Below are 24,023 nucleotides of genomic sequence, written 5' to 3'. Positions count from 1 at the left end.
GCCACCACTCCCTGGAGCCTTATGCCACGCTGCTTTTGGTGTTCTGAAGATCCGCTGTACATGGCTTATCACGATCAAGAGTGGGGAACGCCGCTGCGCGATGCGCAGGGTTTGTTCGAGTTGCTTTTGCTCGAAGGGTTCCAGGCAGGCCTGTCCTGGATCACCGTTTTACGCAAACGCGAGCATTATCGAAAGGTGTTGTTCGGCTTTGACGCGCAGCGTCTGGCGCAATTGAGCGATGACGAAATCGAGGTGCTGATGCAGGACCCGGGCATCGTGCGCAATCGCTTGAAGCTCAACGCTACCCGGCGCAACGCCGCGGCCTGGCTGGCGCTGGAAGATCCCGTGGGGTTGCTGTGGTCGTTTGTCGGCGGCAAACCCAAGGTCAATCACTTCAAGGATCGCAGCGACGTCCCGGCGATCACGCCCGAAGCCCAAGCCATGAGCAAAGCCTTGAAAAAGGCCGGCTTCACCTTCGTGGGGCCGACCATCTGCTACGCCTTCATGCAGGCCTCGGGCATGGTCATGGACCACACCCAGGACTGCGACCGTTACGCGGACTTGGCCAACGCCGGTTAGAATGCCGGCTTTGCGCACCACACACGATCAGGAGTGACCTGTGGAAAAGTTTAAAGGCGCCTTGCTGGTAGGCGCTCTTCGGTTGTTTGCCCTGCTGCCCTGGCGCGCCGTACAAGCCGTCGGCACGGGGATCGGCTGGATCATGTGGAAAACCCCCAACCGTTCCCGCGATACCGTGCGGATCAACCTCTCCAAATGCTTCCCGGACATGGACCCTGCAGAACGCGAGCGCCTGGTGGGCCGCAGCCTGATGGACATCGGCAAGTCCCTCACCGAAAGCGCCTGCGCGTGGATCTGGCCGGCGCAGCGCTCCATCGACCTGGTCCGCGAAGTCGAGGGCTTGGAAGTGCTGCACGAGGCCCTGGCTTCTGGCAAAGGCGTGGTGGGCATCACCAGCCACCTGGGCAACTGGGAAGTGTTGAACCACTTCTATTGCAGCCAGTGCAAACCGATCATTTTCTATCGCCCGCCCAAGCTCAAGGCGGTGGACGAACTGCTGCGCAAACAACGCGTGCAGCTGGGCAACCGCGTGGCGGCTTCCACCAAGGAAGGCATTCTCAGCGTGATCAAGGAAGTGCGCAAAGGCGGCCAGGTGGGCATTCCTGCCGACCCGGAGCCGGCTGAGTCCGCCGGGATCTTCGTACCGTTTTTTGCCACCCAGGCGCTTACCAGCAAGTTCGTGCCGAACATGCTCGCGGGCCACAAGGCCGTTGGCGTATTCCTGCACGCCCTGCGCCTGCCGGACGGCTCGGGCTACAAGGTGATCCTGGAAGCGGCGCCGGAGGACATGTACAGCACCGACACCGCGACGTCCTGTGCGGCGATGAGCAAGGTAGTTGAGCGCTATGTAGGCGCTTACCCAAGCCAGTACATGTGGAGCATGAAGCGCTTCAAGAAACGCCCGCCGGGTGAGGCGCGGTGGTATTGATACACCGCTGACCTCCAGCCCAATGGAGATCAAATGTGGGAGCTGGCTTGCCTGCGATAGCATCACCTCGGAGTGCCTGATATACCGAGGTGATGCTATCGCAGGCAAGCCAGCTCCCACAGGTGATCACCTCAGGTTTGGCGATCAAGTTTCTTCAGGAACACCGTCATTTCTTTTTCGGCCTGTTTGTCGCCATGGGCCTGGGCGGCTTCGATGCCCTTCTCCCATGCCAGGTGTGCTGCCGCGCGATCTTCCAATCCCAGCCGCGCCTTGCCCAACAACTTCCACGCCGCCGAATACTTCGGATCGAACTCGACGCATCGCTGCAAATGCTCGGCCGCCGTTGCGTTGTCCTTCAGGTCCAGATAACCCTTGCCCAGGCCAAAGCGCAGCAATGAATTATCCACACCCTTGGCGAGCATTTTTTCCAGGGATTCGAGCATGGCGGTGCATCCTTTAGCTACATAGCGGTTTCGATATCGTCATCGCGGCCAAGCCCGCTCCCACACTTGGAACGCGATCACATGTGGGAGCGGGCTTGCCCGCGATGGCGGCGGCAGGCTCACTCAATTTTTTAATCAGAAAAAACTCAGCCCCACGTGGAACAGCTTCTCCACATCGCGGATATGTTTCTTGTCCACAAGGAACAAAATCACGTGGTCTCCGGTGGCGATCACCGTGTCGTCGTGGGCAATGATCACTTCTTCATCGCGAATGATCGCGCCAATGGTGGTACCGGGCGGCAGGCCGATATCGCGGATCGCCTTGCCAATCACTTTGCTGGACTTGGAGTCACCGTGGGCAATCGCCTCGATGGCTTCCGCTGCGCCACGGCGCAACGAGTGCACGCTGACAATGTCGCCACGCCGTACGTGGGCGAGCAAGGTGCCAATGGTCGCCAACTGCGGGCTGATGGCAATGTCGATATCGCCGCCCTGGATCAGGTCGACATAGGCCGGGTTATTGATGATGGTCATCACCTTCTTCGCCCCCAGCCGCTTGGCCAGCAAGGACGACATGATATTGGCTTCATCATCGTTGGTCAGGGCCAGGAAGATATCGGCGTCGGCGATGTTTTCTTCCATCAGCAGGTCACGGTCCGAGGCGCTGCCTTGCAGTACAACAGTGCTGTCGAGGGTGTCGGACAAATGCCGGCACCGCGTCGGGCTCATCTCGATGATCTTCACCTGGTAGCGGCTTTCGATGGCTTCTGCCAAACGCTCGCCAATCTGCCCACCGCCGGCGATGACGATGCGTTTGTAGCTTTCGTCGAGCCTGCGCATTTCGCTCATGACCGCACGAATGTTCGCCTTGGCGGCGATGAAAAATACTTCGTCGTCAGCCTCGATCACCGTATCGCCCTGGGGCAGGATCGGCCGGTCACGGCGGAAAATCGCGGCGACGCGGGTTTCCACATTCGGCATGTGCTCACGCAGCTGGCGCAATTGCTGGCCAACCAGCGGCCCGCCGTAATAGGCCTTCACGGCTACCAGTTGCGCTTTGCCTTCAGCGAAGTCGATAACCTGTAGCGCACCTGGAATTTCGATCAGGCGCTTGATGTAGTGGGTCACCACCTGTTCCGGGCTGATCAGGACGTCTACCGGGATGGCGTCGTTGTCGAACAGCCCGGCGCGGGTCAGGTAAGCCGCTTCGCGCACCCGAGCGATCTTGGTCGGGGTGTGGAACAGGGTGTGGGCGACCTGGCAGGCGACCATGTTGGTCTCGTCGCTGTTGGTCACAGCCACCAGCATGTCGGCATCGTCGGCACCGGCCTGGCGCAGCACCGTCGGAAACGACGCGCGGCCTTGCACCGTACGAATGTCCAGGCGGTCGCCCAGGTTGCGCAAGCGCTCGGCATCGGTGTCGACCACGGTGATGTCGTTGGCTTCACCGGCCAAATGTTCGGCCAGCGTGCCACCCACCTGCCCTGCTCCAAGGATGATGATTTTCATCCGGTCACTCCCTTAAAACCATTCAGCCGCGCGCGGCGGCAATCTTGATCAGTTTGGCGTAGTAGAAGCCATCGTGCCCGCCTTCCTGCGCGAGCAGTTGGCGGCCGTGGGGCTGCTTGATGCCGGCGCTGGTGGCGAGGTCCAGTTCGCGCGCGCCGCTGGTGCGGGCGAGGAAGGCTTGGATGACCTCGGTATTTTCGGTGGGCAGCGTGGAGCAGGTGGCGTAAAGCAGGATGCCGCCCACTTCCAGGGTTGGCCACAGCGCGTCGAGCAGTTCGCCTTGCAACACCGCCAGGGCGGCGATGTCGTCGGGCTGGCGGGTCAGCTTGATGTCCGGGTGCCGACGGATCACACCGGTGGCGGAGCAAGGAGCGTCCAGCAGGATGCGCTGGAATGGCTTGCCGTCCCACCACGTCGCGGTGTCGCGGCCGTCGGCGGCGATCAGGTCGGCGCTGAGGCCCAGGCGTGCAAGGTTTTCCCGCACGCGCACCAGGCGCTTGGCCTCAAGGTCCACAGCCACCACACCGGCCAGGTCTTTTTCAACCTCAAGGATGTGACACGTCTTACCGCCTGGCGCGCAGCAGGCGTCGAGTACGCGCTGGCCGGGGGCCAAATCGAGCAGATCGGCAGCCAATTGCGCGGCCTCGTCCTGCACGCTGATCCAGCCTTCGGCAAAGCCCGGCAGGCTGCGCACATCGGCGGCGGCTTCCAGCACGATACCGTCCGTGCTGTACACGCACGGGGTGGCGTTGATGGCCGCGTCGGCGAGTAATTGCAGGTATGCATCCCGGCTGTGGTGGCGACGGTTGACCCGCAGGATCATCGGCGGGTGCGCGTTGTTGGCCGCGCAGATAGCCTCCCATTGCTCGGGCCAAAAGGCCTTCAGGGATTTTTGCAGCCAGCGCGGGTGGGCGGTGCGCACCACCGGATCATGTTCCAGCTCGGCCAACAGCGTTTCGCTTTCACGCTGGGCGCGGCGCAGCACGGCATTGAGCAGGGCCTTGGCCCAGGGTTTTTTCAGCTTGTCGGCGCAGCCGACGGTTTCACCAATGGCGGCGTGGGCGGGCACGCGGGTGTAGAGCAACTGGTAGAGACCCACCAGCAACAGCGCCTCGACATCCGCGTCCGCCGTTTTGAACGGTTTTTGCAGCAGCTTGGCGGCCAACGCAGACAACCGTGGCTGCCAACGGGCGGTGCCAAAGGCCAGGTCCTGCGTAAACCCCCGGTCGCGGTCTTCAACCTTATCCAACTGCGTGGGCAATGAACTGTTCAGCGAAGCCTTGCCGTTGAGCACGGCGGCGAGAGCCTTGGCGGCGGCCAGACGTGGGTTCATTGAGTGACCACTCCAAGCGTGGTGCCCAGGGCGAATTTCTCACGACGACTGTTGAACAAATCACTGAAGTTCAGCGCCTTGCCGCCGGGCAATTGCAGACGCGTCAGGCACAGCGCCTGTTCACCGCAAGCCACCAACAGGCCGTCTTTGCTGGCGCCGATGATCTCGCCGGGAGCGCCTGCACCATCGGCCAGGGTCGCGGCCAACACTTTCAAAGCCTCGCCGTTCAGGGTGCTGTGGCAGATCGGCCACGGGTTGAAGGCACGTACCAGGCGCTCAAGCTCCACGGCTGGGCGGCTCCAGTCGATGCGTGCTTCGTCTTTGTTCAATTTGTGCGCGTAGGTGGCCAGGCTGTCGTCCTGTACCTCGCCTTCCAGTGTGCCGGCAGCCAGGCCGGCGATGGCCTGGATCACGGCGGGCGGCCCCAGTTCAGCGAGGCGGTCGTGCAGGCTGCCGCCGGTGTCTTGGGCGGTGATCGGTGTGGTGACTTTGAGCAGCATCGGCCCGGTATCCAGGCCGGCTTCCATGCGCATCACGGTCACGCCGCTCTCGCTGTCGCCTGCTTCAACGGCACGTTGAATCGGCGCCGCACCGCGCCAGCGGGGCAGCAGTGAAGCATGACTGTTGATGCAACCCAGGCGCGGTATATCCAGCACAGCCTGAGGCAGGATCAAACCGTAAGCCACCACCACCAGCAGGTCCGGCTTCAGCGCGGCCAGTTCGGCCTGGGCGTCGGCGTTACGCAGGGTCGGCGGTTGCAGCACCGGAATGTTGTGCTCCAGTGCTAATTGCTTGACTGGGCTCGGCATCAGTTTTTGCCCGCGACCGGCCGGGCGATCCGGCTGGGTGTACACCGCGACGATGTCATAAGGGCTGGCAAGCAGCGCCTTGAGGTGTTCGGCGGCAAATTCAGGAGTGCCGGCAAAAACAATGCGCAATGGCTCGGTCATGGGAGTTCTCGGTTAAAAACAGTCACAAAAGAAAAAGGCTTGCCGCAGCAAGCCTTTGGAAGAAGGGCATCAGGCTTGCTGGCGATGCTTTTTTTCCAGCTTTTTCTTGATCCTGTCCCGCTTGAGCGTGGACAGGTAATCGACAAACAGCTTGCCGTTGAGGTGGTCGCATTCATGCTGGATGCACACCGCCAACAGACCTTCGGCAATCAGCTCAAACGGCTTGCCGTCACGGTCCAGCGCCTTGATCTTCACGCGCAGCGGGCGTTCAACGTTCTCGTAGAACTCCGGCACCGACAGGCAGCCTTCCTGGTATTCGCCCATCTCTTCGGTCAGCGGTTCGAACTCAGGGTTGATGTACACCCGAGGTTCGCTGCGATCTTCCGACAGGTCCATGACCACGACACGCAGATGCACGTTGACCTGGGTAGCGGCGAGGCCGATGCCCGGGGCTTCATACATTGTTTCAAACATGTCATCGACCAACTGACGAACCTTGTCGTCCACTACGGCCACCGGCTTGGCGATCGTGCGCAGGCGCGAGTCGGGAAATTCGAGGATGTTCAAAATAGCCATAAGCGTAATTGCTGCACATGTGAGGAAGAGACAAATCGGCGGTGGGAAGGACCCATACGGCCGGTGTGAAACGCTCGGAAGCCGCGAAGGCTATGGCATTTCACGCGAACGCACATAATAAAGGAGATTCACCCCATGAGGAAATCGCTACTCGTCTTGCTGCTGTGGGCCCCGTTCGCCACGGCATTGATTGTGCAACCCACTGAGCGTCTGGATCAGGCCGCGCAACAGGCCATTCAGCATTTTTTACTGCACAACCGTATTTTTGACTCCCCCCACGACCTGGACAACGCGCCTTATATTATTGCGGCTCAAGGCGGGCGCGTGCTGGGTGCCAACGACGAGCGTGTGCATGCGCGCGGGCATCTGGACCCGGCCCAGCCCAGCTACGGGATCTTTCGGCGGGGCAAGGCCTACACCGACCCCGTTACCCAGGAATTACTCGGCATCAATGCCGACGACATCGGCACTGCGCGCTTTGTGCTTGCCGACAGCCTCACCACCTTGGCAGTGCAACGGGTGACCCAGGAAATTCGCCCGGGTGACCGTTTGTTGCGCGCCGAGCCTCCCGTTGCTTTGGCCAGCCTGGAACCCTGCAAACCCGCACCCTTGATTACAGGGCACATCATCGACATCCCCAAGGGCGTCACGCAGATTGGCGTGCTCGATGCTGTGACCCTGAACAAGGGCCGCCGCGATGGCCTGATGGAAGGCCAACTGCTGACGGTGATCAAGGCTGGCGCCACCGTGCGAGACGCCCTCACCGGTACGCCCACGCCGCTCCCGGATGAGCGAGCGGGCACCCTGCTGGTGTTTCGCACCTACGAAAAGCTCAGCTATGCCCTGGTGCTCAGTGCTTCAAGGTCGTTGGCCGTGCAAGACCGTTTCGAGACGGCTCAACAAGCGCAATAAATAGCCTGCTAAATAAGTTACCAACAGAGTTATCCACAGCTTGTTCCGGTCAAGGATGATCATATGAATCCGATAAACAGTAGCGATATTTCCCCGGCAGAGCTGGAAGCCCGGCTACGCTTGCACAGGCTGCCAGAACTGGGGCCCAAGCGTTTTCACGTGTTGATCGAAGCCTTTGGTTGCGCTTCCAAGGCTCTGAGTGCTCCCGCCAGCGCCTGGCGTTCCCTCGGTTTGCCCGCCATCAGTGCCGAGGCCCGACGTAGCCCCAAAGTCCGTGACGGTGCCAGTGAGGCGTTAGCCTGGCTGGCGCGCCCGGCCCAGCATTTGCTGATGTGGGACCAACCAGAGTACCCGGCGTTGCTCGCGCAGATCGACGATGCGCCGCCGTTGTTATTCGTGGCGGGCGACCCCGGTATTCTGGAAAAACCACAGTTGGCCATGGTCGGAAGCCGGCGTGCCTCTCGCCCAGGCATGGACACGGCAGCGGCCTTTTCCCGCAGCCTGGCGAGCGCCGGTTTTGTCATCACCAGTGGGCTGGCGGTGGGCATTGACGGCGCGGCGCACCAGGCGGCATTGGACGTGGGCGGCCATACCATCGGCGTACTTGGCACTGGCCTGGAAAATTTTTATCCACAGCGCCATCGCAAGCTTGCTGCGGCGATGATCGCCCAAGGCAGCGCCGTGGTTTCCGAGTTTCCGCTGGATACCGCGCCCCAGGCCGGTAATTTCCCACGGCGCAACCGGATTATCAGCGGGTTGTCGTTAGGCGTGCTGGTGGTGGAGGCCAGTATGTCCAGCGGCTCGCTGATCACCGCACGCCTGGCGGCGGAGCAAGGGCGCGAGGTGTACGCGATTCCGGGTTCCATCCACCACCCCGCCGCCAAGGGCTGTCATCAACTGATCCGTGATGGCGCGGTGCTTGTGGAAACCATCGAGCACATTCTTGAAAGCCTGCGCGGTTGGCAGCGGTTGTCCCATGCTGCGCCGGTGCCCGTGATCCATCCGTTGGTGGCGCTGCTGCACGCGGCACCGCATAGCAGCGAAGCCTTGGCGATTGCCAGCGGTCGGCCGTTGTCCCAAGTACTGGCCACCCTGACAGAGCTGGAGTTGGAGGGCCAGGTGATTTGCGAAAGCGGGCGCTGGCTGGCGCGGTGTCCGCTTTTGTAGTGGACGTTTTTGGCGCTAGGTTTTGTAACGAAGATCGGTAAACTGCCCAGAGCTTTAGTCCGGAGAGTAAACAATGGTCAACAGGTGGCGTGTGCTGGAAGCCGCACGGGAAATTCGCGCAGGCGCGGTGATCGCCTATCCGACCGAAGCGGTCTGGGGCCTGGGCTGCGACCCGTGGAACGAAGAAGCAGTGGATCGGCTGCTGGCGATCAAGAACCGCTCGGTCGACAAAGGCCTGATCCTGGTGGCGGACAATATTCGTCAGTTCGACTTTCTGTTTGAAGATTTCCCGGACACATGGATCGAACGCATGGCCAGCACCTGGCCAGGGCCGAATACGTGGCTGGTGCCCCATCAAGACTTGCTGCCCGAATGGGTCACGGGTGTGCATGACACCGTAGCGCTGCGGGTCAGTGATCATCCGTTGGTGAGAGATTTGTGCGCCGAGGTCGGCCCGTTGATTTCCACCTCGGCCAACCCACAGGGCCGTCCGGCAGCCCGCACGCGGATTCGCGTGGAGCAGTATTTTCGCGGGCAAGTGGACCTGGTGTTGGGCGGCGCCTTGGGTGGGCGCAAGAACCCGAGCCTGATTCGGGACCTGGTGACGGGTGATGTGGTGCGCCCCTCCTAGGTGCAGCTCGTTCCCACGCTCTGCGTGGGAACGCCGCATTGGACGCTCTGCGTCCGCTTGTGACGCAGAGCGTCACGGTATGCATTCCCACGCAGAGCGTGGGTACGATCTTAAGGCAGCAGGATGGTCGATCCAGTCGTGCGCCGCCCCGACAACTCCGTCTGCGCTTTGGCCGCCTCTGCCAGCGAGTAGCGCTGGTTGATATCAATGCGCACCTTGCCACTTTTGATCATCGAAAACAGATCGTCCGCCATCGCCTGCAAGTTCGCCGGGTTGTTCGCGTAGGTCGCCAAAGTAGGCCGGGTCACGTACAGCGATCCTTTCGCCGACAGAATTCCCAGGTTCACCCCATCCACTGCACCCGACGCATTGCCGAAGCTCACCAACAAGCCCCGTGGCGACACGCTGTCGAGCGAGGTCAGCCAGGTGTCTTTGCCGACGCCGTCATATACCACCGGGCACTTCTCGCCGTCAGTCAATTCCAGTACGCGTTGTGCGACATCTTCCTTGCTGTAGTCGATGGTTTCCCAGGCGCCCAGCGATTTGGCCAAAGCGGCCTTTTCCGGGGAGCTGACCGTACCGATCAACTTCACGCCCAGGGCCTTGGCCCATTGGCAGGCCAGGGAACCCACGCCACCGGCGGCGGCGTGGAACAAAATGGTTTCACCGCCTTTGAGCTCATAGGTCTGGCGCAACAGGTATTGCACGGTCAGGCCTTTGAGCATGGCACCGGCGGCCTGTTCGAAGCTGATCTCATCCGGCAGGTGCACCAGGTTGGCGGCAGGCAACACATGCAGCTCGCTGTAGGCACCCAGCGGACCGCTGCCGTAGGCCACGCGGTCGCCAACTTTGAATTGGCTGACTTCACTGCCCACCGCGTCCACCACGCCAGCGCCTTCCGCACCCAGGCCCGATGGCAGGGCGGGCGGCGCGTAGAGACCACTGCGGAAATAGGTGTCGATGAAGTTCAGGCCGATGGCCTCGTTGCGCACCCGAACCTGCTGTGGGCCAGGCTCCGCTGGCGTGTAGTCCACATATTCAAGTACTTCGGGGCCGCCATGGGCGCTGAACTGGATACGTTTGGCCATCTGCACTTCTCCTTGGGTTCGAATCTGCGTAGCCCCCTATCGGACTCCTAAGCTTGATCCTCGTCAACTGCTGTGCACCTAAGTGCAGTGGCATGTAGGCGCAGTGGTATCCTGTGCGCCCATTTGCCGCCGACGCCCCATGGGCCTCGCGTAGCTTTGCCCGATTCAAGGTGATGCCATGACTACCCGCACCGAGGCCGTTAAAGCCTACCTGCTTGACCTGCAAGACCGCATTTGCAGCGCCCTGGAAACCTTCGAGACGGACACTCGCTTTATCGAAGACGCCTGGACCCGGCCAGCCGGCGGTGGCGGTCGTACCCGTGTGATGGAAAACGGTTCGGTGATCGAAAAAGGCGGTGTCAACTTTTCCCACGTGTTCGGCAGCGGTCTGCCACCGTCTGCCAGTGCCCATCGCCCTGAACTGGCGGGCCGTGGGTTTGAGGCCCTGGGTGTGTCGCTGGTGATCCATCCGCATAACCCTCATGTACCGACTTCCCACGCCAATGTGCGGTTTTTCATCGCTGAAAAAGAAGGTGAAGAACCGGTGTGGTGGTTCGGTGGTGGCTTCGATCTCACCCCGTATTACGGCAATGAAGAAGACTGCATTCACTGGCACCGCGTGGCCGAGCAGGCCTGTGCACCGTTTGGCCCGGACGTGTACTCCCGCTACAAGGCCTGGTGTGACACCTACTTCCACATCAAGCACCGCAACGAGCCCCGTGGCATCGGTGGGCTGTTCTTCGATGACTTGAACGAGTGGGGCTTTGACACCTGCTTCGCCTTCATCCGCGCCATCGGCGATGCCTACATCGATGCCTATCTGCCGATTGTGCAGCGTCGCAAGGCCATGGCGTACACCGAGCAACAACGCCAGTTCCAGGAGTTCCGCCGGGGCCGCTACGTTGAGTTCAACCTGGTCTATGACCGTGGCACCCTGTTCGGCCTGCAATCGGGCGGGCGTACGGAGTCGATCCTGATGTCGCTGCCACCTCAGGTACGCTGGAGCTACGACTGGAAGGCCGAAGCCGGCAGCGAAGAGGCGCGCCTCACCGACTACTTCCTGCAAGACCGTGACTGGCTCGGCGTTGCCGCGCCCAAGGCGGCGGTGTGATGGACCGTTATGTGGTGTTCGGCAACCCCATCGGCCATAGCAAGTCGCCGCTGATTCATCGTCTGTTCGCCGCCCAGACCGGCGAGCAACTGGACTACAGCACGATGCTCGCGCCGTTGGAGGACTTCACCGCCTGTGCCCGTGAGTTTTTCCAACAGGGCCGTGGCGCCAACGTGACGGTGCCGTTCAAGGAAGAGGCCTATCGCTTGGCCAATACCCTGACCGAACGTGCCCAGCGCGCCGGCGCCGTGAACACCTTGAGCAAACTGGCTGACGGCACGTTGTTGGGCGACAACACCGACGGCGCGGGCCTGGTGCGCGACTTGACGGTCAATGCCGGGCTGAGCCTGCAAGGCAAACGCATCCTGTTGTTGGGCGCCGGTGGTGCGGTACGCGGTGCGCTGGAGCCGTTGCTGGCGCAGCAACCCTCGTCGTTGATCATTGCCAACCGCACCGTGGAAAAGGCCGAGCGGCTGGCTGAGCTGTTCGATGACCTGGGCCCGGTGTCTGCCAGTGGTTTCGACTGGTTGCGTGAGCCGGTGGATGTGATCATCAATGCCACGTCGGCCAGCCTGTCAGGCGATGTACCGCCGATTGCCGGCAGCCTGATCGAGCCGGGCAAGACCTTCTGCTACGACATGATGTACGCCAAGGAACCCACCGCATTCTGCCGCTGGGCGAGCGAGCAAGGCGCGGCGGTGGCGATGGATGGCCTGGGCATGCTGGTGGAGCAAGCGGCGGAAGCCTTCTTGCTGTGGCGCGGCGTGCGTCCGGATTCGGGCCCCGTACTGGCCGAACTGCGCCGGCAATTGGCCTGATTCCACACGCTGATGTGGCACACTTAATGTGGGAGCTGGCTTGCCTGCGATAGCAATAGGTCAGTTACCCATGTGCTGGCTGACCCACCGCTATCGCAGGCAAGCCAGCTCCCACAGTTTTGATCGCGTTCAGTTTTCAAAGTCGATGGGGCAGTTATCGGGCCCGTCGAGCTTTTTCAGCTCCTCAACCACCTGCGGCCTGGCCCCACGCAACGTCAAGCTACGGCCCAACCCCGCCAACCGCCGCGCCTCCTGGTGCAGCATCTCCACCCCGGAATAGTCGATAAAGTTGATCTGCTGCGCCTCGATCACCACCCGCTCACCCTGCAGACGTTGCAGGCGCACTTGCAGGTAATGGCTGGCGCCAAAAAAGATCGAGCCGCCCACCCGCAACACATCCGCTTCACCGTCGCGCCAGTGTTGCACCCGTGGCTGCGAGGTGCGTTTGAGGTAGAAAAACAGCGACGCCAGTACCCCGGCATAGATCGCCGTTTGCAGCTCCAGCAACAAGGTGGCGACACAGGTCAGGCTCATCACCACAAATTCGGCGCGGCTGACCCGGAACAGCGCACGAATGCCGCGGTGGTCCACCAGGCCCCAGCAGATCAGCAGGATGCTCGCCGCCATGCTCGGGATCGGAATATGCGCAATCAACGCTGCGCCAAATAACGCGAATAACGCCACCCACAGAGCCGAAAAAACCCCCGCCAATGGCGAACAGGCACCCGCCTCATAACTGAGGCCCGAGCGGGTGAACGATCCGGCTGACAGGTATCCGGAAAAAAATCCGCCCACGATGTTGGATAAACCCTGGGCGCGTACTTCCTGGTTGGCGTCGAGCAGTTGTTGCGAGCGGGCGGACAGCGAACGGGCAATCGACAGGCTGGTCACCAACCCCAGCATTCCCACCGCCACGGCACTGGGCAGCAGGCGTAGTACCAGATCCAGATCCATCGGCAACGGGCTGAACGGCGGCAGTTTGCCAATAAACGAACTGACCCGTGCCACATGCCCGAACATCGCCGGCAACAGCCATGCCGCCAGGCTGCCCAACACCAAGGCGATCAACAATGTCGGCCAACGTGGCACGAGGTACTTGAGCAGCATACCTGCCAGCAATGTACCCAGCCCCAGGGCCAGGGACGCGTGGTCCCACTCGCCACGATGGTCGATCAGCGCCAGCAGGCCATTGATAGCCGTGGCCTGGCTCGGTAAATCCAAGCCGAGCAGGTTGGGCAATTGCCCCAAGGCGATCACTACGGCGGCACCCAGGGTGAAACCCAGCACCACCGAATGGGAGACAAAGTTCACCAACGCGCCGAAGCGCAGCAGGCCGAGCAACCATTGGAATACCCCGGCGAGGAAGGTCAGCAACAGGATGAGGGTGATGTAGTCCTGGGAGCCTGGCACGGCCAGTGGGCTGATGCTGGCGTAAAGCACGATGGAGATGGCGGCCGTGGGCCCGCAGATCAGGTGCCAGGACGAGCCCCACAGGCAGGCGATCAATACTGGGATGATGGCTGCGTAGAGCCCATATTCGGGTGGGAGACCGGCGATCAGTGCGTAGGCAATCGACTGCGGCAGCGCAAGCACAGCGCCGCTGAGGCCGACGATCGCGTCCCGGCCGACGCTGGCGCGGGTTTGGCGCGGCAGCCAGCGCAGGAAAGGCAAGAGTGTATGGCGGTTGGGCCGGGGCATCGCAGGCTCGGATAAAGGGTTTTGGCAAGAGTATCAATATGCATGGGTACCTGTGGGAGCTGGCTTGCCTGCGATGCTGGCGCCTCGGTGTGAGAGGCATACCGGGGTGATGCTATCGCAGGCAAGCCAGCTCCCACAGGGGTCAGCGGCAAGCGTCAGAGTTGATCGTTCCCACGCTCTGCGTGGGAATGCTGCTCGGGACGCTCTGCGTCCGATTTTAACGTCAGAGTTTGGCTTTTACCGCTGGCAACGCCTCCTGGCCGTCCAGGGTTTTCACCCCCTCCAGCCACTGGTCCAGGACCGCCGGGTTGGCCTTGATCCACGTCTTCGCCGCCTGCGCATTGCTGACCTTGTTGTTCGCCACGTCAGCCATGATGCTGTTCTCCATGGCCTGGGTAAAACTCAGGTTGGTCAGCAGTTTGCCGACATTGGGGCACGCTTGTGCGTAACCCTTGCGAGTCAAGGTATAGACGCTGCCGGTGGCACCAAAGTACTGCTCGCCGCCCTTGAGGTAGCGCATTTTCAGTTGCACGTTCATCGGGTGCGGGGTCCAGCCGAGAAAGGTGATAAAACGCTGTTTCTTCACCGCTCGCGAGACCTCTGCGAGCATCGCCTGTTCGCTTGACTCGATCAGCTTCCACTGCCCAAGGTCGAAATCATTCTTCTTGATGATCTCCTGCAGCGAGATATTGGCTGGCGCGCCGGAGCCAATGCCGTAGATTTTCTTGTCGAACTTGTCGGCAAATTTATTCAGGTCGGCAAAGTCATGCACCCCGGCGTCCCACACATAGTCCGGCACGGCGAGGGTGAACTCGGTGCCCTCCAGGTTCTTCGCCAGTTGCACCACATCGCCGTTGGCCACGAACTTGTCGTAGAAGCCTTGCTGCGCCGGCATCCAGTTGCCGAGGAAGACATCCACCTGGCCGTCCTTGAGCCCGCCGAAGGTAATCGGCACCGCCAGGGTGTCGACCTTGGGTTGATAGCCCATGCCCGTCAGCAGGAAACTGGTGATAGCGTTGGTGGCGGCAATATCGCTCCAGCCTGGGTCGGCCATCTTTACCGTTTCGCAGCGCGTGTCTGCGTACACCTGGGCGCTGCTGAGCACCACCAAACTCAGTACCACGGTCAACTTTTGCATGGCCTTCCCTCTGTCTACTTATTGGTTTTGGCAGGGTTGTGGAAAACGTGCTTTGCGCTCCAGGTCATCAAGGTCGATATGGTTGCGCATGTACTGCTGACTGGCGTCTACCAGTGGCTGGTGATCCCAGCTCTTGAGCTTGCCTTGGGTCAGCGCTTCAAACACCAGGCGGCGACGGCGTTGGCTGGCGAGCACCTGTTGATGGATCGCCGGGATATCCCATTTAGCCCGCGCTTCACGCAAGAACGCCTCGAACAATGGCCGATGTTCAGCTGACTGGCTGAGGTTTTCCTGCTCGCTCGGGTCGTTGTGCACATCGAACAATAGGCAAGGATCGTCCTCGCTGTAGATGAATTTGTAGGCGCCCCGGCGAATCATCATCAATGGGCTGACGGTGCCTTCGGCCATGTATTCGCCAAACACTTCGTCATGCCCGCCCTGCCCCTGCAAGTGCGCGACCAGCGAGCGGCCGTCCAGCGGCAAGTGCGGATCCAGTTCGCCTCCGGCCAATTCCACCAGGGTCGGCAACAGGTCGGCGGTCGACACGGCCTGGGTGACGCGGCCAGCGGCGAACTGCCCCGGCGCACTGATCAGCAGTGGCACGCGGGCGGCCATTTCAAACCAGTGCATTTTGTACCAGAGGCCGCGCTCGCCAAGCATGTCGCCGTGGTCGCCAGAGAAAATGATCAGGGTGTCGTCGGCCAGGCCGGTGTCTTCCAGGGTCTGCAGCAGCTTGCCGACGTTGCTGTCGATGTAGCTGCAGGCACCGAAGTAGGCGCGGCGGGCGTCGCGGATCTTATCCACAGGCAGCGGTTTGTCCCACAAGTCATAAACCTTGAGCAGCCGCTGGGAATGCGGGTCGAGATCGGCCTGGGGCGGCGTCGCGGGCATTGGGATCTCGGTGTCGGCGTAGAGGTCCCAGAACGGCTTGGGAATGGTGTAAGGGTCGTGGGGATGAGTCATCGACACGGTCAGGCAGAACGGCTGGTCGCCCGGCTCGCGGATGTGGTCGAACAGATATTGCTGGGCCTTGAACACCACCTCTTCGTCGAAATCCAGCTGGTTGGTGCGTACACACGGACCGGCTTGCAGCACCGAGGACATGTTGTGATACCAGGTAGGGCGTACGTCTGGCTCATCCCAGTTCACCGCCCAGCCGTAGTCGGCGGGATAGATGTCGCTGGTCAGGCGTTCCTCATAGCCGTGCAACTGGTCGGGGCCGCAGAAGTGCATCTTGCCCGACAGTGCGGTGCGGTAGCCCAGGCGGCGCAAGTAGTGGGCATAGGTCGGCACGTCGGCGGGGAAATCGGCGGCGTTGTCGTAGGCGCCGATCTTGCTCGGCAACTGGCCGCTGACCAAGGTGAAGCGCGACGGTGCGCACAACGGGCTGTTGCAATAGGCGGCGTCGAACACCACGCCTTGTGCCGCCAGGCGGCTGAGGTTGGGCAGCTTGATCGGGGAAGGCCCGTAGAACGGCAGCATCGGCGCGGCCATCTGATCGGCCATGATAAAAAGAATGTTCTTGCGCTTCATGGTTTCTCGGCATTCCATAGGCAGTGTTTATGCCAATGAGCATGCGGTCCATAAGTTATGGGGTAAAGCCCATACGCAGCAATGACTAGGATAAGTTGAGCTTATGTATGAAGCGCTGGGTGACCTCTCTCTCGATTTGCTGCGCGCCTTTGAGGCGGCGGCGCGTCATCGCAGTTTCACCGCGGCCGCGATGGAGCTGGGTACCACCCAACCGGCGGTCAGCCAGCAAATCAAACGCCTTGAAGAGCAACTGGCGATCCGCCTGTTTGATCGCATTTACCGCGGCATCGAACTGACCGACGCCGGTGCCCTGCTGTTCGAGCATGTGCAGGGCGGCCTGCAGAATATCAACCAGGGGCTCGGCGCCATCACTCAACAAAGCCAGCATGAAGTGCTGCAAGTCGCCACCGACTTTGCCTTCGCCGCCTATTGGCTGATGCCGCGCTTGCATCGCTTTCACCAGGCCAACCCGCAGGTGGATGTCAGCCTGGTCACCAGTGAGCGCAACCACGCCACCCTGCGCAGCGATATTGATGTGGCGGTGCTGTTCGGCGATGGCCGTTTCAAGCAGGGCGAGAGCCTGTGGTTGTTCAATGAGGAAGTGTTCCCGGTGTGCAGCCCACAGTGGCTCAAGGAGCAGGTCGCGCCCCTGACGGTGCAGGCCTTGCAAGACTGCCCGTTGCTGCACCTGCGTCAGGAAAACAACAGCCAGTGGTTCGACTGGAACGGCGTGTTCCGCGAACTGGGTATCACGGCTGCGCCGACCCCTCGGCAATTGCGCTTTGACAACTACACCTTGCTGATCCAGGCCGCGATTGCCGGCCAGGGCGTCGCCATCGGCTGGCGCCACCTGGTGGATAACCTGCTGGAGCAGAATTGGCTGTGCCGGCCGATCAGCCACACGGTGACGTCGCGCTTGGGCTATTACGTGGTGCAGCCCCAGCGCAAACGCCGCGGACAGTTGGTGGACCGCTTTGTCGAGTGGCTGGTGGCGGAACAGGCCAACAGTGCGCACTCGTTGACCGGGCTGGCCCTGCCGTCGATTGCGGTCTAGGATCGGCGCACAGTGGAACCGGAGTCTGTCATGCAACGTATCAAGGGCTACCACGCCCATATCTACTTCGACGCCAGCACGATTGAGCAGGCGCGCACGCTCTGTGAAGACGCCGCCAAGTTGTTCCCGCTGCGCATGGGCCGCGTGCACGAGCGGCCCGTGGGCCCGCACCCGGATTGGAGTTGCCAGTTGGCGTTCGAGCCGGAATATATCGGCGTGGTGTTGCCGTGGCTGGCGCTGCATCGCAATGGTCTGGTGGTGTTCCTGCACCCTGAAACCGGTGACGACCTCAAGGACCACACCGATTACGCCATCTGGATGGGTGCGATGCGCGAACTGGACCTGTCTATTTTTTAGCCTTTCCTACCCGATAATCCTGCGTCTTTCCCTAAGTAAAAACAGGATGAGTTGTAGGATTAATCTTGTCTTGTCTCATTATATGGGATTGATATTTATATATTGAGATATTCCGCGCCCTAGGTTTATATTCGCTCATCTGCTTTTTTCAGCACCCACTCATTTCAGGTGAAGCGATGCAGGCGCAATTGATCGCGCTCGATTGGGGGACCAGCTCCCTTCGTGCTTACAAACTCGGCCCCGCGGGGGTTGTGCTGGAACAGCGCTCGCAAGCCTGGGGCATCATGCATTTGCCCACAGAGCCCCGGGAAATAGCCGGTGCGCTGTGCACTGACGGCTTTGAACTGGCGTTCGATAGCGCCTGCGGCGATTGGCTTGATGCCCAGCCCGAGCTGCCGGTGATCGCTTGCGGCATGGTCGGCAGCGCACAGGGTTGGAGCGAGGCGGCCTATCGCAGCACGCCCGTGGATGTCGCCAGTCTCGGCCAGGCGTTGCATGGCATACGCAGCCTGCGCGGGGTGCAGGTGCATATCGTGCCGGGGGTGATCGAGCAAGTGGGTCTGCCTAATGTCATGCGTGGCGAAGAAACCCAAGTGCTCGGCGTACTGCAAGGGCTAGGGCCCCAGGTGTTGATCGGCCTGCCCGGCAGCCATTCCAAATGGGTCGAGGTGGTGGAAGGCCGCATTACCCATTTCGATACCTTCATGACTGGCGAAGTGTTTGCGGTGTTGAGCAAGCACAGCATCCTGGGGCGTACCCAACAGGCGAGCGAGCAGTTCCAGGCCGAGGCGTTTGATCGAGGCGTGCGCGTGGCGCTGTCCAACGATGGTCAGCGTGGCGTGCTTTCGACCCTGTTCAGTGCCCGTACCCTTGGGCTCACCGCGCAGCTGGCGCCCGACCAGCAACCCGATTACCTGTCTGGCCTGCTCATCGGCCATGAGCTCGCCGGCTTGCCAGATTCGGCCAAACATCAGCCGATCATCCTGGTCGGCGCTGCTGCACTTTGCGCCCGCTATCAACGCGCCCTCGCCCTTTGCGGATTTGCCCACGTCAGCCTGGCGCAAGAAGCCACTGAGCGTGGCCTGTGGCAACTGGCGCAAGCCGCCGGGCTCATTCGACCTGTACTGGAGGCCTGACATGCTCAAGCAAGCACTCTCACAAAACGGTTTGATCGCCATCCTGCGCGGCCTACGCCCCGACGAAGCCCAGGCGGTCGGCCAGGTGCTGTACGACGCGGGGTTTCGCGTGATCGAAGTGCCGCTCAACTCGCCAGACCCTTACACCAGCATCCGCATCCTGCGCGACAGCTTGCCCGCCGATTGCCTGATCGGTGCCGGCACGGTGTTGACGCCTGAGCAGGTCGAACAGGTCAAGGCCGCCGGAGGCGAGGTGATCGTCATGCCCCACAGCGATGCCAAGGTGCTGCGTGCCGCTAAAGCGGCGGGCCTGTACTTGTCGCCTGGGGTAGCCACGCCTACCGAAGCCTTTGCCGCACTGGCCGAAGGCGCCGATGTGTTGAAGCTGTTCCCGGCCGAGCAGATGGGCCCTTCAGTGATCAAGGCATGGCTGGCGGTATTGCCGGCGGGCACATTGCTGCTGCCGGTGGGCGGCATCACCCCGGACAACATGCAGGTGTTTACCGACGCCGGCGCCAAGGGCTTCGGATTGGGTTCCGGGCTGTTCAAGCCGGGCATGACAGTGGATCAGGTTGCGAGCCGTGCCCAGGCTTATGTCGCCGCCTGGAAAGCCCTCGGCTGAGAGCATATTCCGCGCCCACAGGCGCTGCATCTATAAGAGAGACAAGAGATGAAAATCACCAAACTGACGACCTTTATCGTTCCGCCGCGCTGGTGCTTCCTCAAGGTCGAAACCGACCAGGGTGTGACCGGCTGGGGCGAGCCGGTGGTCGAGGGCCGCGCTCACACGGTGGCCGCCGCCGTCGAAGAACTGTCCGACTACCTGATCGGCAAAGACCCACGCAATATCGAAGATATCTGGACCGTGCTCTATCGCGGCGGCTTCTACCGAGGCGGCGCGGTGCACATGAGCGCCCTCGCCGGTATCGACCAAGCGTTGTGGGACATCAAGGGCAAAGCCCTCGGTGTGTCGGTCAGCGATCTGCTGGGCGGCCAGGTGCGTGACAAGATTCGCGTGTACTCATGGATCGGCGGTGACCGCCCCGCCGACACCGCCCGTGCTGCCAAAGAGGCCGTAGCGCGTGGCTTCACGGCGGTAAAAATGAACGGCACCGAAGAATTGCAGTTCGTCGACAGCTTCGAAAAAGTCGACCTGGCCCTGGCCAACGTCGCTGCCGTGCGCGATGCGGTCGGCCCTAACGTGGGTATCGGCGTCGACTTCCATGGCCGCGTGCACAAGCCGATGGCCAAGGTGCTGATGAAAGAGCTCGACCCATACAAACTGATGTTCATTGAAGAGCCGGTGCTGAGCGAAAACTACGAAGCGCTGAAAGAACTGGCGCCGCTGACCAGTACGCCGATCGCCCTGGGCGAGCGCCTGTTCTCGCGCTGGGATTTCAAGCGGGTGCTCAGCGAAGGCTACGTCGACATCATTCAGCCGGACGCCTCCCACGCCGGTGGGATTACCGAAACCCGCAAGATCGCCAACATGGCCGAAGCCTACGACGTGGCCCTGGCCCTGCACTGCCCGCTGGGCCCGATTGCCTTGGCGGCATGCCTGCAACTGGATGCGGTTTGCTACAACGCGTTTATCCAGGAGCAGAGCCTGGGTATTCACTACAACGAAAGCAATGATCTGCTCGACTACGTGCGAGACCCGGGCGTATTCGACTATGACCAGGGCTTTGTGAAGATCCCCAACGGCCCGGGGTTGGGCATTGAGATCAACGAGGAGTATGTGGTTGAGCGCGCGGCCATCGGCCATCGCTGGCGCAATCCGATCTGGCGCCATGCCGATGGCAGTTTTGCCGAGTGGTGATTTCCACTTGATTGAAACGCGCTAAAAATGTGGGAGCTGGCTTGCCTGCGATGGCGGTGGGCCAGTCACCGCAGCGGTGCCATTCATGCCGCCATCGCAGGCAAGCCAGCTCCCACATTGAGCGCGTTCCTTCCTCAACAAATATAAAAAGAGGCACCCCCATGCACCCTGAATCCCCCACCGGGCAGGCTCCCTTAGTCACGCCTAGCAGAAAGCGCTTTTTCATCATGGTGCTGCTGTTCATCACCGTGGTCATCAACTACCTCGACCGCAGCAATCTGTCGATTGCCGCGCCCGCGCTGACCAGCGAGCTGGGGATCGACCCGGTGCAAGTCGGGCTGATTTTCTCTGCCTTCGGCTGGACGTACGCGGCCATGCAAATCCCGGGTGGCTGGCTGGTAGATCGAGTGCCGCCGCGCATTCTCTACACGGCAGCCCTGCTGCTGTGGTCGATTGCCACCGTGATGCTCGGTTTCGCCGCCAGCTTTATCGCGCTGTTTGTGCTGCGCATGGCCGTGGGCGCGGTGGAGGCACCGGCCTATCCCATCAACAGCCGTGTGGTCACCACCTGGTTTCCCGAGCGCGAGCGTGCCACGGCTATCGGCGTCTATACCTCCGGGCAATTCGTCGGCCTGGCGTTCCTCACCCCGGTGTTGGCGTGGCTGCAGCACCAGTACGGCTGGCACATGGTGTTTGTGGTAACCGGTGGCGTCGGCATCCTGTGGGCCGCGATCTGGTATGCGGTGTATCGCGAGCCCAAGGATTTCAAAGGCGCCAACGAAGCCGAAATCCAACTGATCCGCGACGGTGGCGGGCTGGTGGACATGCAGGCTAAAACCGTCAAGGCACCCTTCAGTTGGACCGACCTCGGCATCGTGCTGAGTAAACGCAAGCTGTGGGGCATCTACCTGGGCCAGTTTTGCCTGAACTCCACGCTGTGGTTCTTCCTGACCTGGTTCCCGACGTACCTGGTGAAATATCGCGGCATGGACTTTATCCAGTCTGGCTTGCTGGCCTCTTTGCCGTTCCTGGCCGCGTTTGTGGGCGTGCTGTGTTCGGGGGTGTTTTCCGATTGGCTGATTCGGCGTGGGACGTCGGTGGGCTTTGCGCGCAAGTTGCCGATCATCAGCGGGCTGCTGATTTCCACGGCGATCATCGGGGCCAACTATGTGGACTCGACGGCATGGGTCATCGCGTTTCTGGCGGTGGCGTTTTTCGGCAATGGCCTGGCGTCGATCACCTGGTCGTTGGTGTCGACCTTGGCGCCTGCCCGTCTGCTGGGGTTGACCGGCGGGGTGTTCAACTTCATTGGCAACCTGTCGGCGATTGCCACACCTATCGTGATTGGCTTTCTGGCCAGTGGCTCGTCATTTGCGCCGGCCATTACCTACATTGCGGTCTTGGCGCTGCTCGGCGCGCTTTCCTACATATTGCTGGTCGGCAAAGTAGAGCGGATAGAACTGTAAAGAGGGCGACCTTCGGGTCGCCCTTTTTTCGTTCTACGGCACCGACATCTCGTTGCGAAATACATTGTGCGGATCCCAGCGCTGTTTGGTACGGCGCAAGCGGCTTTCGATCATCAGGTCGGGAAAGAAGATTTTGTACCACTGGGGGTTTTTGCCGTTGGCCGGGTTACCCCCTTTGTAAGTCATGTCGAGGTCGGGGTAATTGATGTAGCAGCCTTCGAACGCGTTGTTGAGCGGTACACCTTGAGCATCGGCAAACGCGTTGAAGTACAGCCCTCGGATCCAGTCAGCATGGGCTTGGTCCGCGGCGGCGCTGTCGCCGTGCCAATAACATTGGGGTTGCCACTTGAGGAAGGACGAACGCTGGGCGGCCGACGACTCCTTGAGTACGGGCGCACTGACGGCGTTGATCTGGCCGCCGAAGGACTGAATCTGGATCAGGCTTTGTGTCAGGTGGTTGTCAGGGTCTGGCCAGGTCAAGGTCCGCCAGATGGCCCCTAGTACGAGAGGGCTGAACTCACCTTTCTGATAGGCCGATTTATAGCGCCCACGCTGATTGTCTCCCGAACCATTCAATGTTTGCTGGCACGCCAGCCAATCCAGGCGCCGGGCCGCAGTCTGGGCAGATGACACTGAGTCGACGGGGCGCCCGCCGGCTGTGCCAGGCGGCAAATGGACCACATGAAACGGCACCAGCGACTCGGTGGCAGGTAAGCCGATGGCCGTGAGCATCTTGTCGACAAAATCATCGAAGGGCGCACGGTCGTTCAGCTCACCATCCTTGTCCACATAATGGATGCCCAAGGTGATATTACCTGTGTGCTCGTGGCGCATTTCCAGTTTGGTCGCCAGGCCCCAGGTGTCCCGGTTGTTCTGATGACTGGCGAACCATAGCTGGTAAGCCACCAGCAGATTGTTTAGTGCATCCTGGGTCAGTACTGACCAATCCCATTCCAACACCAGCCACAGTACTTCTTTGGGGGCCGGTGGCAGGTCCTTGAAGTAATAGCTGGTGATAATGCCAAATTGCCCACCCCCCGCACCGCAGCACGCGGCGAACAGGTCCAATTCGTCCTGTTGGGTGCTGTCCCGGCTGACATGGCGCGGTTCGAGCCCTTTGCCTTGGCTGTCAGGCACCAGGATATCGACCCCACTGAGCCAGTCACACACCAGTCCATACTTGCGCGACAGCAGCCCGTAGCCGCCACCACAAATGTGCCCGCCCAGGCCCACTGAGTAACATGAGCCGCCGGGCAGGGTCTTGTTGGCCTGCTTGTACAACGCGCTATAGCTGTCCCAGACCTGGCTGCCGGCCTCTAGGCGAAAGCGGTAGCGAAAGGGCTGCGTCGGGCTCAGCTCTGAGCCGATTTGCCCGCTGGCATCGTAGACCACTCGGTTCAGCGCGCTGATATCCAGGATCGACAGCACCTCATGCGGGCTGTCGGGCATCTTGTTGGCGACAAACCCTTCGTAGCAATGACCGCCGCTGCGTACGGTGATGCGCCCATTGGGCAGGGCCAATGCCTGGGCGGCGGCGTCCATGATGTCTTGCGGGCTGCGGCACAGGTAAATCAGATTGGCGCCCTTGGCCGACGACTGGCCCTGCACGTTTCCCAAGGGCCAGCGCAGGTTGAAGCCTTTTTGTAGGGCTGAGTGACGACGGTCTGAAACCGTGACGAGATCAAATGCCATGATGTACTCCTTAAAGAGACAAGAATGACTTCTGATGCGGCTAACTTAACGACCGAGGGGCAAGGACTGCAGGACTTGCGAAGGT

At 61.2% G+C, this 24,023-nt stretch carries 23 protein-coding genes; 13 read left to right on the top strand and 10 right to left on the bottom strand.

The genetic code is table 11. The features are described 5' to 3' along the window. Positions 1-21 precede the first annotated feature (21 nt). Entirely contained in the window at positions 22-579 is a 558-nt protein-coding gene (locus BMH52_RS08145; RefSeq protein ID WP_032901531.1) for a DNA-3-methyladenine glycosylase I, read from the top strand. A gap of 40 nt (positions 580-619) precedes the next feature. Next, positions 620-1,507, top strand: a complete 888-nt coding sequence (locus tag BMH52_RS08140) for a lysophospholipid acyltransferase (protein ID WP_014716285.1) — start codon at positions 620-622, stop codon at positions 1,505-1,507. Between the two features lie 131 nt (positions 1,508-1,638). On the opposite strand, the gene BMH52_RS08135 is transcribed toward BMH52_RS08140, so the two are convergent. From BMH52_RS08135 to def, 5 genes are all read right to left on the bottom strand, one after another. Next, positions 1,639-1,950 (bottom strand): M48 family metallopeptidase, encoded by a 312-nt coding sequence (locus BMH52_RS08135; protein WP_014716286.1) that lies wholly within the window; start codon positions 1,948-1,950, stop codon positions 1,639-1,641. Positions 1,951-2,085: 135 nt separating this feature from the next. Further along, on the bottom strand, positions 2,086-3,459 hold the full coding sequence (gene trkA / locus BMH52_RS08130; protein ID WP_014716287.1) for a Trk system potassium transporter TrkA: 1,374 nt from the start codon (positions 3,457-3,459) through the stop codon (positions 2,086-2,088). Positions 3,460-3,481: 22 nt separating this feature from the next. Beyond that, positions 3,482-4,792 carry a 16S rRNA (cytosine(967)-C(5))-methyltransferase RsmB gene (rsmB, locus tag BMH52_RS08125; RefSeq protein ID WP_073843352.1) on the bottom strand — a complete coding sequence of 437 codons (1,311 nt, stop codon included), beginning with the start codon at positions 4,790-4,792 and terminating at the stop codon, positions 3,482-3,484. Further along, entirely contained in the window at positions 4,789-5,742 is a 954-nt protein-coding gene (fmt, locus tag BMH52_RS08120) for a methionyl-tRNA formyltransferase (protein WP_014716289.1), read from the bottom strand. Before fmt ends, rsmB begins: the two co-directional genes overlap by 4 nt. 69 nt (positions 5,743-5,811) lie before the next feature. Next, entirely contained in the window at positions 5,812-6,318 is a 507-nt protein-coding gene (gene def, locus BMH52_RS08115) for a peptide deformylase (RefSeq protein WP_003187273.1), read from the bottom strand. A 135-nt stretch (positions 6,319-6,453) separates the two neighbouring features. Between def and BMH52_RS08110 the strand changes: the two genes are divergently transcribed. The 3 genes from BMH52_RS08110 (at position 6,454) to BMH52_RS08100 (ending at position 9,028) form a co-directional block, all read left to right on the top strand. Continuing rightward, positions 6,454-7,230, top strand: coding sequence for a hypothetical protein (locus tag BMH52_RS08110; RefSeq protein ID WP_014716290.1), 777 nt, complete (start codon positions 6,454-6,456; stop codon positions 7,228-7,230). Between the two features lie 63 nt (positions 7,231-7,293). Continuing rightward, the gene (gene dprA, locus BMH52_RS08105) at positions 7,294-8,397 is read left to right on the top strand and encodes a DNA-processing protein DprA (RefSeq protein ID WP_072435302.1); all 1,104 of its coding nucleotides are present in this window, start codon (positions 7,294-7,296) and stop codon (positions 8,395-8,397) included. 73 nt (positions 8,398-8,470) lie between these two features. Further along, the gene (locus BMH52_RS08100; RefSeq protein ID WP_014716292.1) at positions 8,471-9,028 is read left to right on the top strand and encodes an L-threonylcarbamoyladenylate synthase; all 558 of its coding nucleotides are present in this window, start codon (positions 8,471-8,473) and stop codon (positions 9,026-9,028) included. A 110-nt stretch (positions 9,029-9,138) separates the two neighbouring features. Here BMH52_RS08100 and BMH52_RS08095 read toward each other — a convergent pair whose 3' ends face one another. Continuing rightward, the gene (locus BMH52_RS08095) at positions 9,139-10,116 is read right to left on the bottom strand and encodes a quinone oxidoreductase (protein WP_073843350.1); all 978 of its coding nucleotides are present in this window, start codon (positions 10,114-10,116) and stop codon (positions 9,139-9,141) included. A gap of 178 nt (positions 10,117-10,294) precedes the next feature. Here BMH52_RS08095 and hemF point away from each other — a divergent pair, with 178 nt between their 5' ends. Both hemF and aroE read left to right on the top strand, forming a co-directional pair. Further along, a complete protein-coding gene (gene hemF, locus BMH52_RS08090; RefSeq protein ID WP_014716294.1) occupies positions 10,295-11,227 on the top strand; it encodes an oxygen-dependent coproporphyrinogen oxidase in 933 nt (310 codons plus the stop codon). After that, positions 11,227-12,045, top strand: a complete 819-nt coding sequence (aroE, locus tag BMH52_RS08085) for a shikimate dehydrogenase (protein WP_014716295.1) — start codon at positions 11,227-11,229, stop codon at positions 12,043-12,045. Before hemF ends, aroE begins: the two co-directional genes overlap by 1 nt. Before the next feature lie 129 nt (positions 12,046-12,174). Here the strand turns inward: aroE and BMH52_RS08080 are convergent, their stop codons facing one another. From BMH52_RS08080 to betC, 3 genes are all read right to left on the bottom strand, one after another. Beyond that, entirely contained in the window at positions 12,175-13,743 is a 1,569-nt protein-coding gene (locus BMH52_RS08080) for a SulP family inorganic anion transporter (protein ID WP_073843348.1), read from the bottom strand. 223 nt (positions 13,744-13,966) lie between these two features. After that, positions 13,967-14,881, bottom strand: coding sequence for a choline ABC transporter substrate-binding protein (gene choX, locus BMH52_RS08075; protein ID WP_073843346.1), 915 nt, complete (start codon positions 14,879-14,881; stop codon positions 13,967-13,969). An 18-nt stretch (positions 14,882-14,899) separates the two neighbouring features. Next, positions 14,900-16,414 (bottom strand): choline-sulfatase, encoded by a 1,515-nt coding sequence (gene betC, locus BMH52_RS08070; protein ID WP_019816917.1) that lies wholly within the window; start codon positions 16,412-16,414, stop codon positions 14,900-14,902. Between the two features lie 103 nt (positions 16,415-16,517). On the opposite strand from betC, the gene BMH52_RS08065 reads away from it, so the two are divergent. The 6 genes from BMH52_RS08065 to BMH52_RS08040 all read left to right on the top strand — a co-directional run bounded on the left by BMH52_RS08065 (position 16,518) and on the right by BMH52_RS08040 (position 22,246). Next, the gene (locus BMH52_RS08065) at positions 16,518-17,468 is read left to right on the top strand and encodes a LysR family transcriptional regulator (protein ID WP_073843344.1); all 951 of its coding nucleotides are present in this window, start codon (positions 16,518-16,520) and stop codon (positions 17,466-17,468) included. Positions 17,469-17,498: 30 nt separating this feature from the next. Continuing rightward, positions 17,499-17,825, top strand: coding sequence for a DOPA 4,5-dioxygenase family protein (locus tag BMH52_RS08060; protein WP_014716300.1), 327 nt, complete (start codon positions 17,499-17,501; stop codon positions 17,823-17,825). A gap of 176 nt (positions 17,826-18,001) precedes the next feature. Further along, on the top strand, positions 18,002-18,961 hold the full coding sequence (locus tag BMH52_RS08055) for a 2-dehydro-3-deoxygalactonokinase (RefSeq protein ID WP_072435308.1): 960 nt from the start codon (positions 18,002-18,004) through the stop codon (positions 18,959-18,961). A 1-nt stretch (position 18,962) separates the two neighbouring features. Further along, a complete protein-coding gene (locus tag BMH52_RS08050; protein ID WP_072435309.1) occupies positions 18,963-19,583 on the top strand; it encodes a 2-dehydro-3-deoxy-6-phosphogalactonate aldolase in 621 nt (206 codons plus the stop codon). A 48-nt stretch (positions 19,584-19,631) separates the two neighbouring features. Further along, complete coding sequence (gene dgoD, locus BMH52_RS08045) at positions 19,632-20,780, top strand: galactonate dehydratase (protein WP_003187297.1); 1,149 nt, start codon at positions 19,632-19,634, stop codon at positions 20,778-20,780. Between the two features lie 161 nt (positions 20,781-20,941). Continuing rightward, positions 20,942-22,246 carry an MFS transporter gene (locus BMH52_RS08040; protein ID WP_073843340.1) on the top strand — a complete coding sequence of 435 codons (1,305 nt, stop codon included), beginning with the start codon at positions 20,942-20,944 and terminating at the stop codon, positions 22,244-22,246. A 33-nt stretch (positions 22,247-22,279) separates the two neighbouring features. On the opposite strand, the gene BMH52_RS08035 is transcribed toward BMH52_RS08040, so the two are convergent. Then, positions 22,280-23,938, bottom strand: a complete 1,659-nt coding sequence (locus tag BMH52_RS08035; RefSeq protein WP_073843338.1) for a BBE domain-containing protein — start codon at positions 23,936-23,938, stop codon at positions 22,280-22,282. Positions 23,939-24,023: the final 85 nt, after the last annotated feature.

It is taken from the genome of Pseudomonas sp. BTN1 (assembly GCF_001907715.1).
In the GTDB taxonomy this organism is placed as follows: Bacteria; Pseudomonadota; Gammaproteobacteria; order Pseudomonadales; family Pseudomonadaceae; genus Aquipseudomonas; species Aquipseudomonas paracarnis.
Note: the sequence above shows the minus strand (reverse complement) of the source record. Positions and strands in the feature narration are given on the sequence as shown.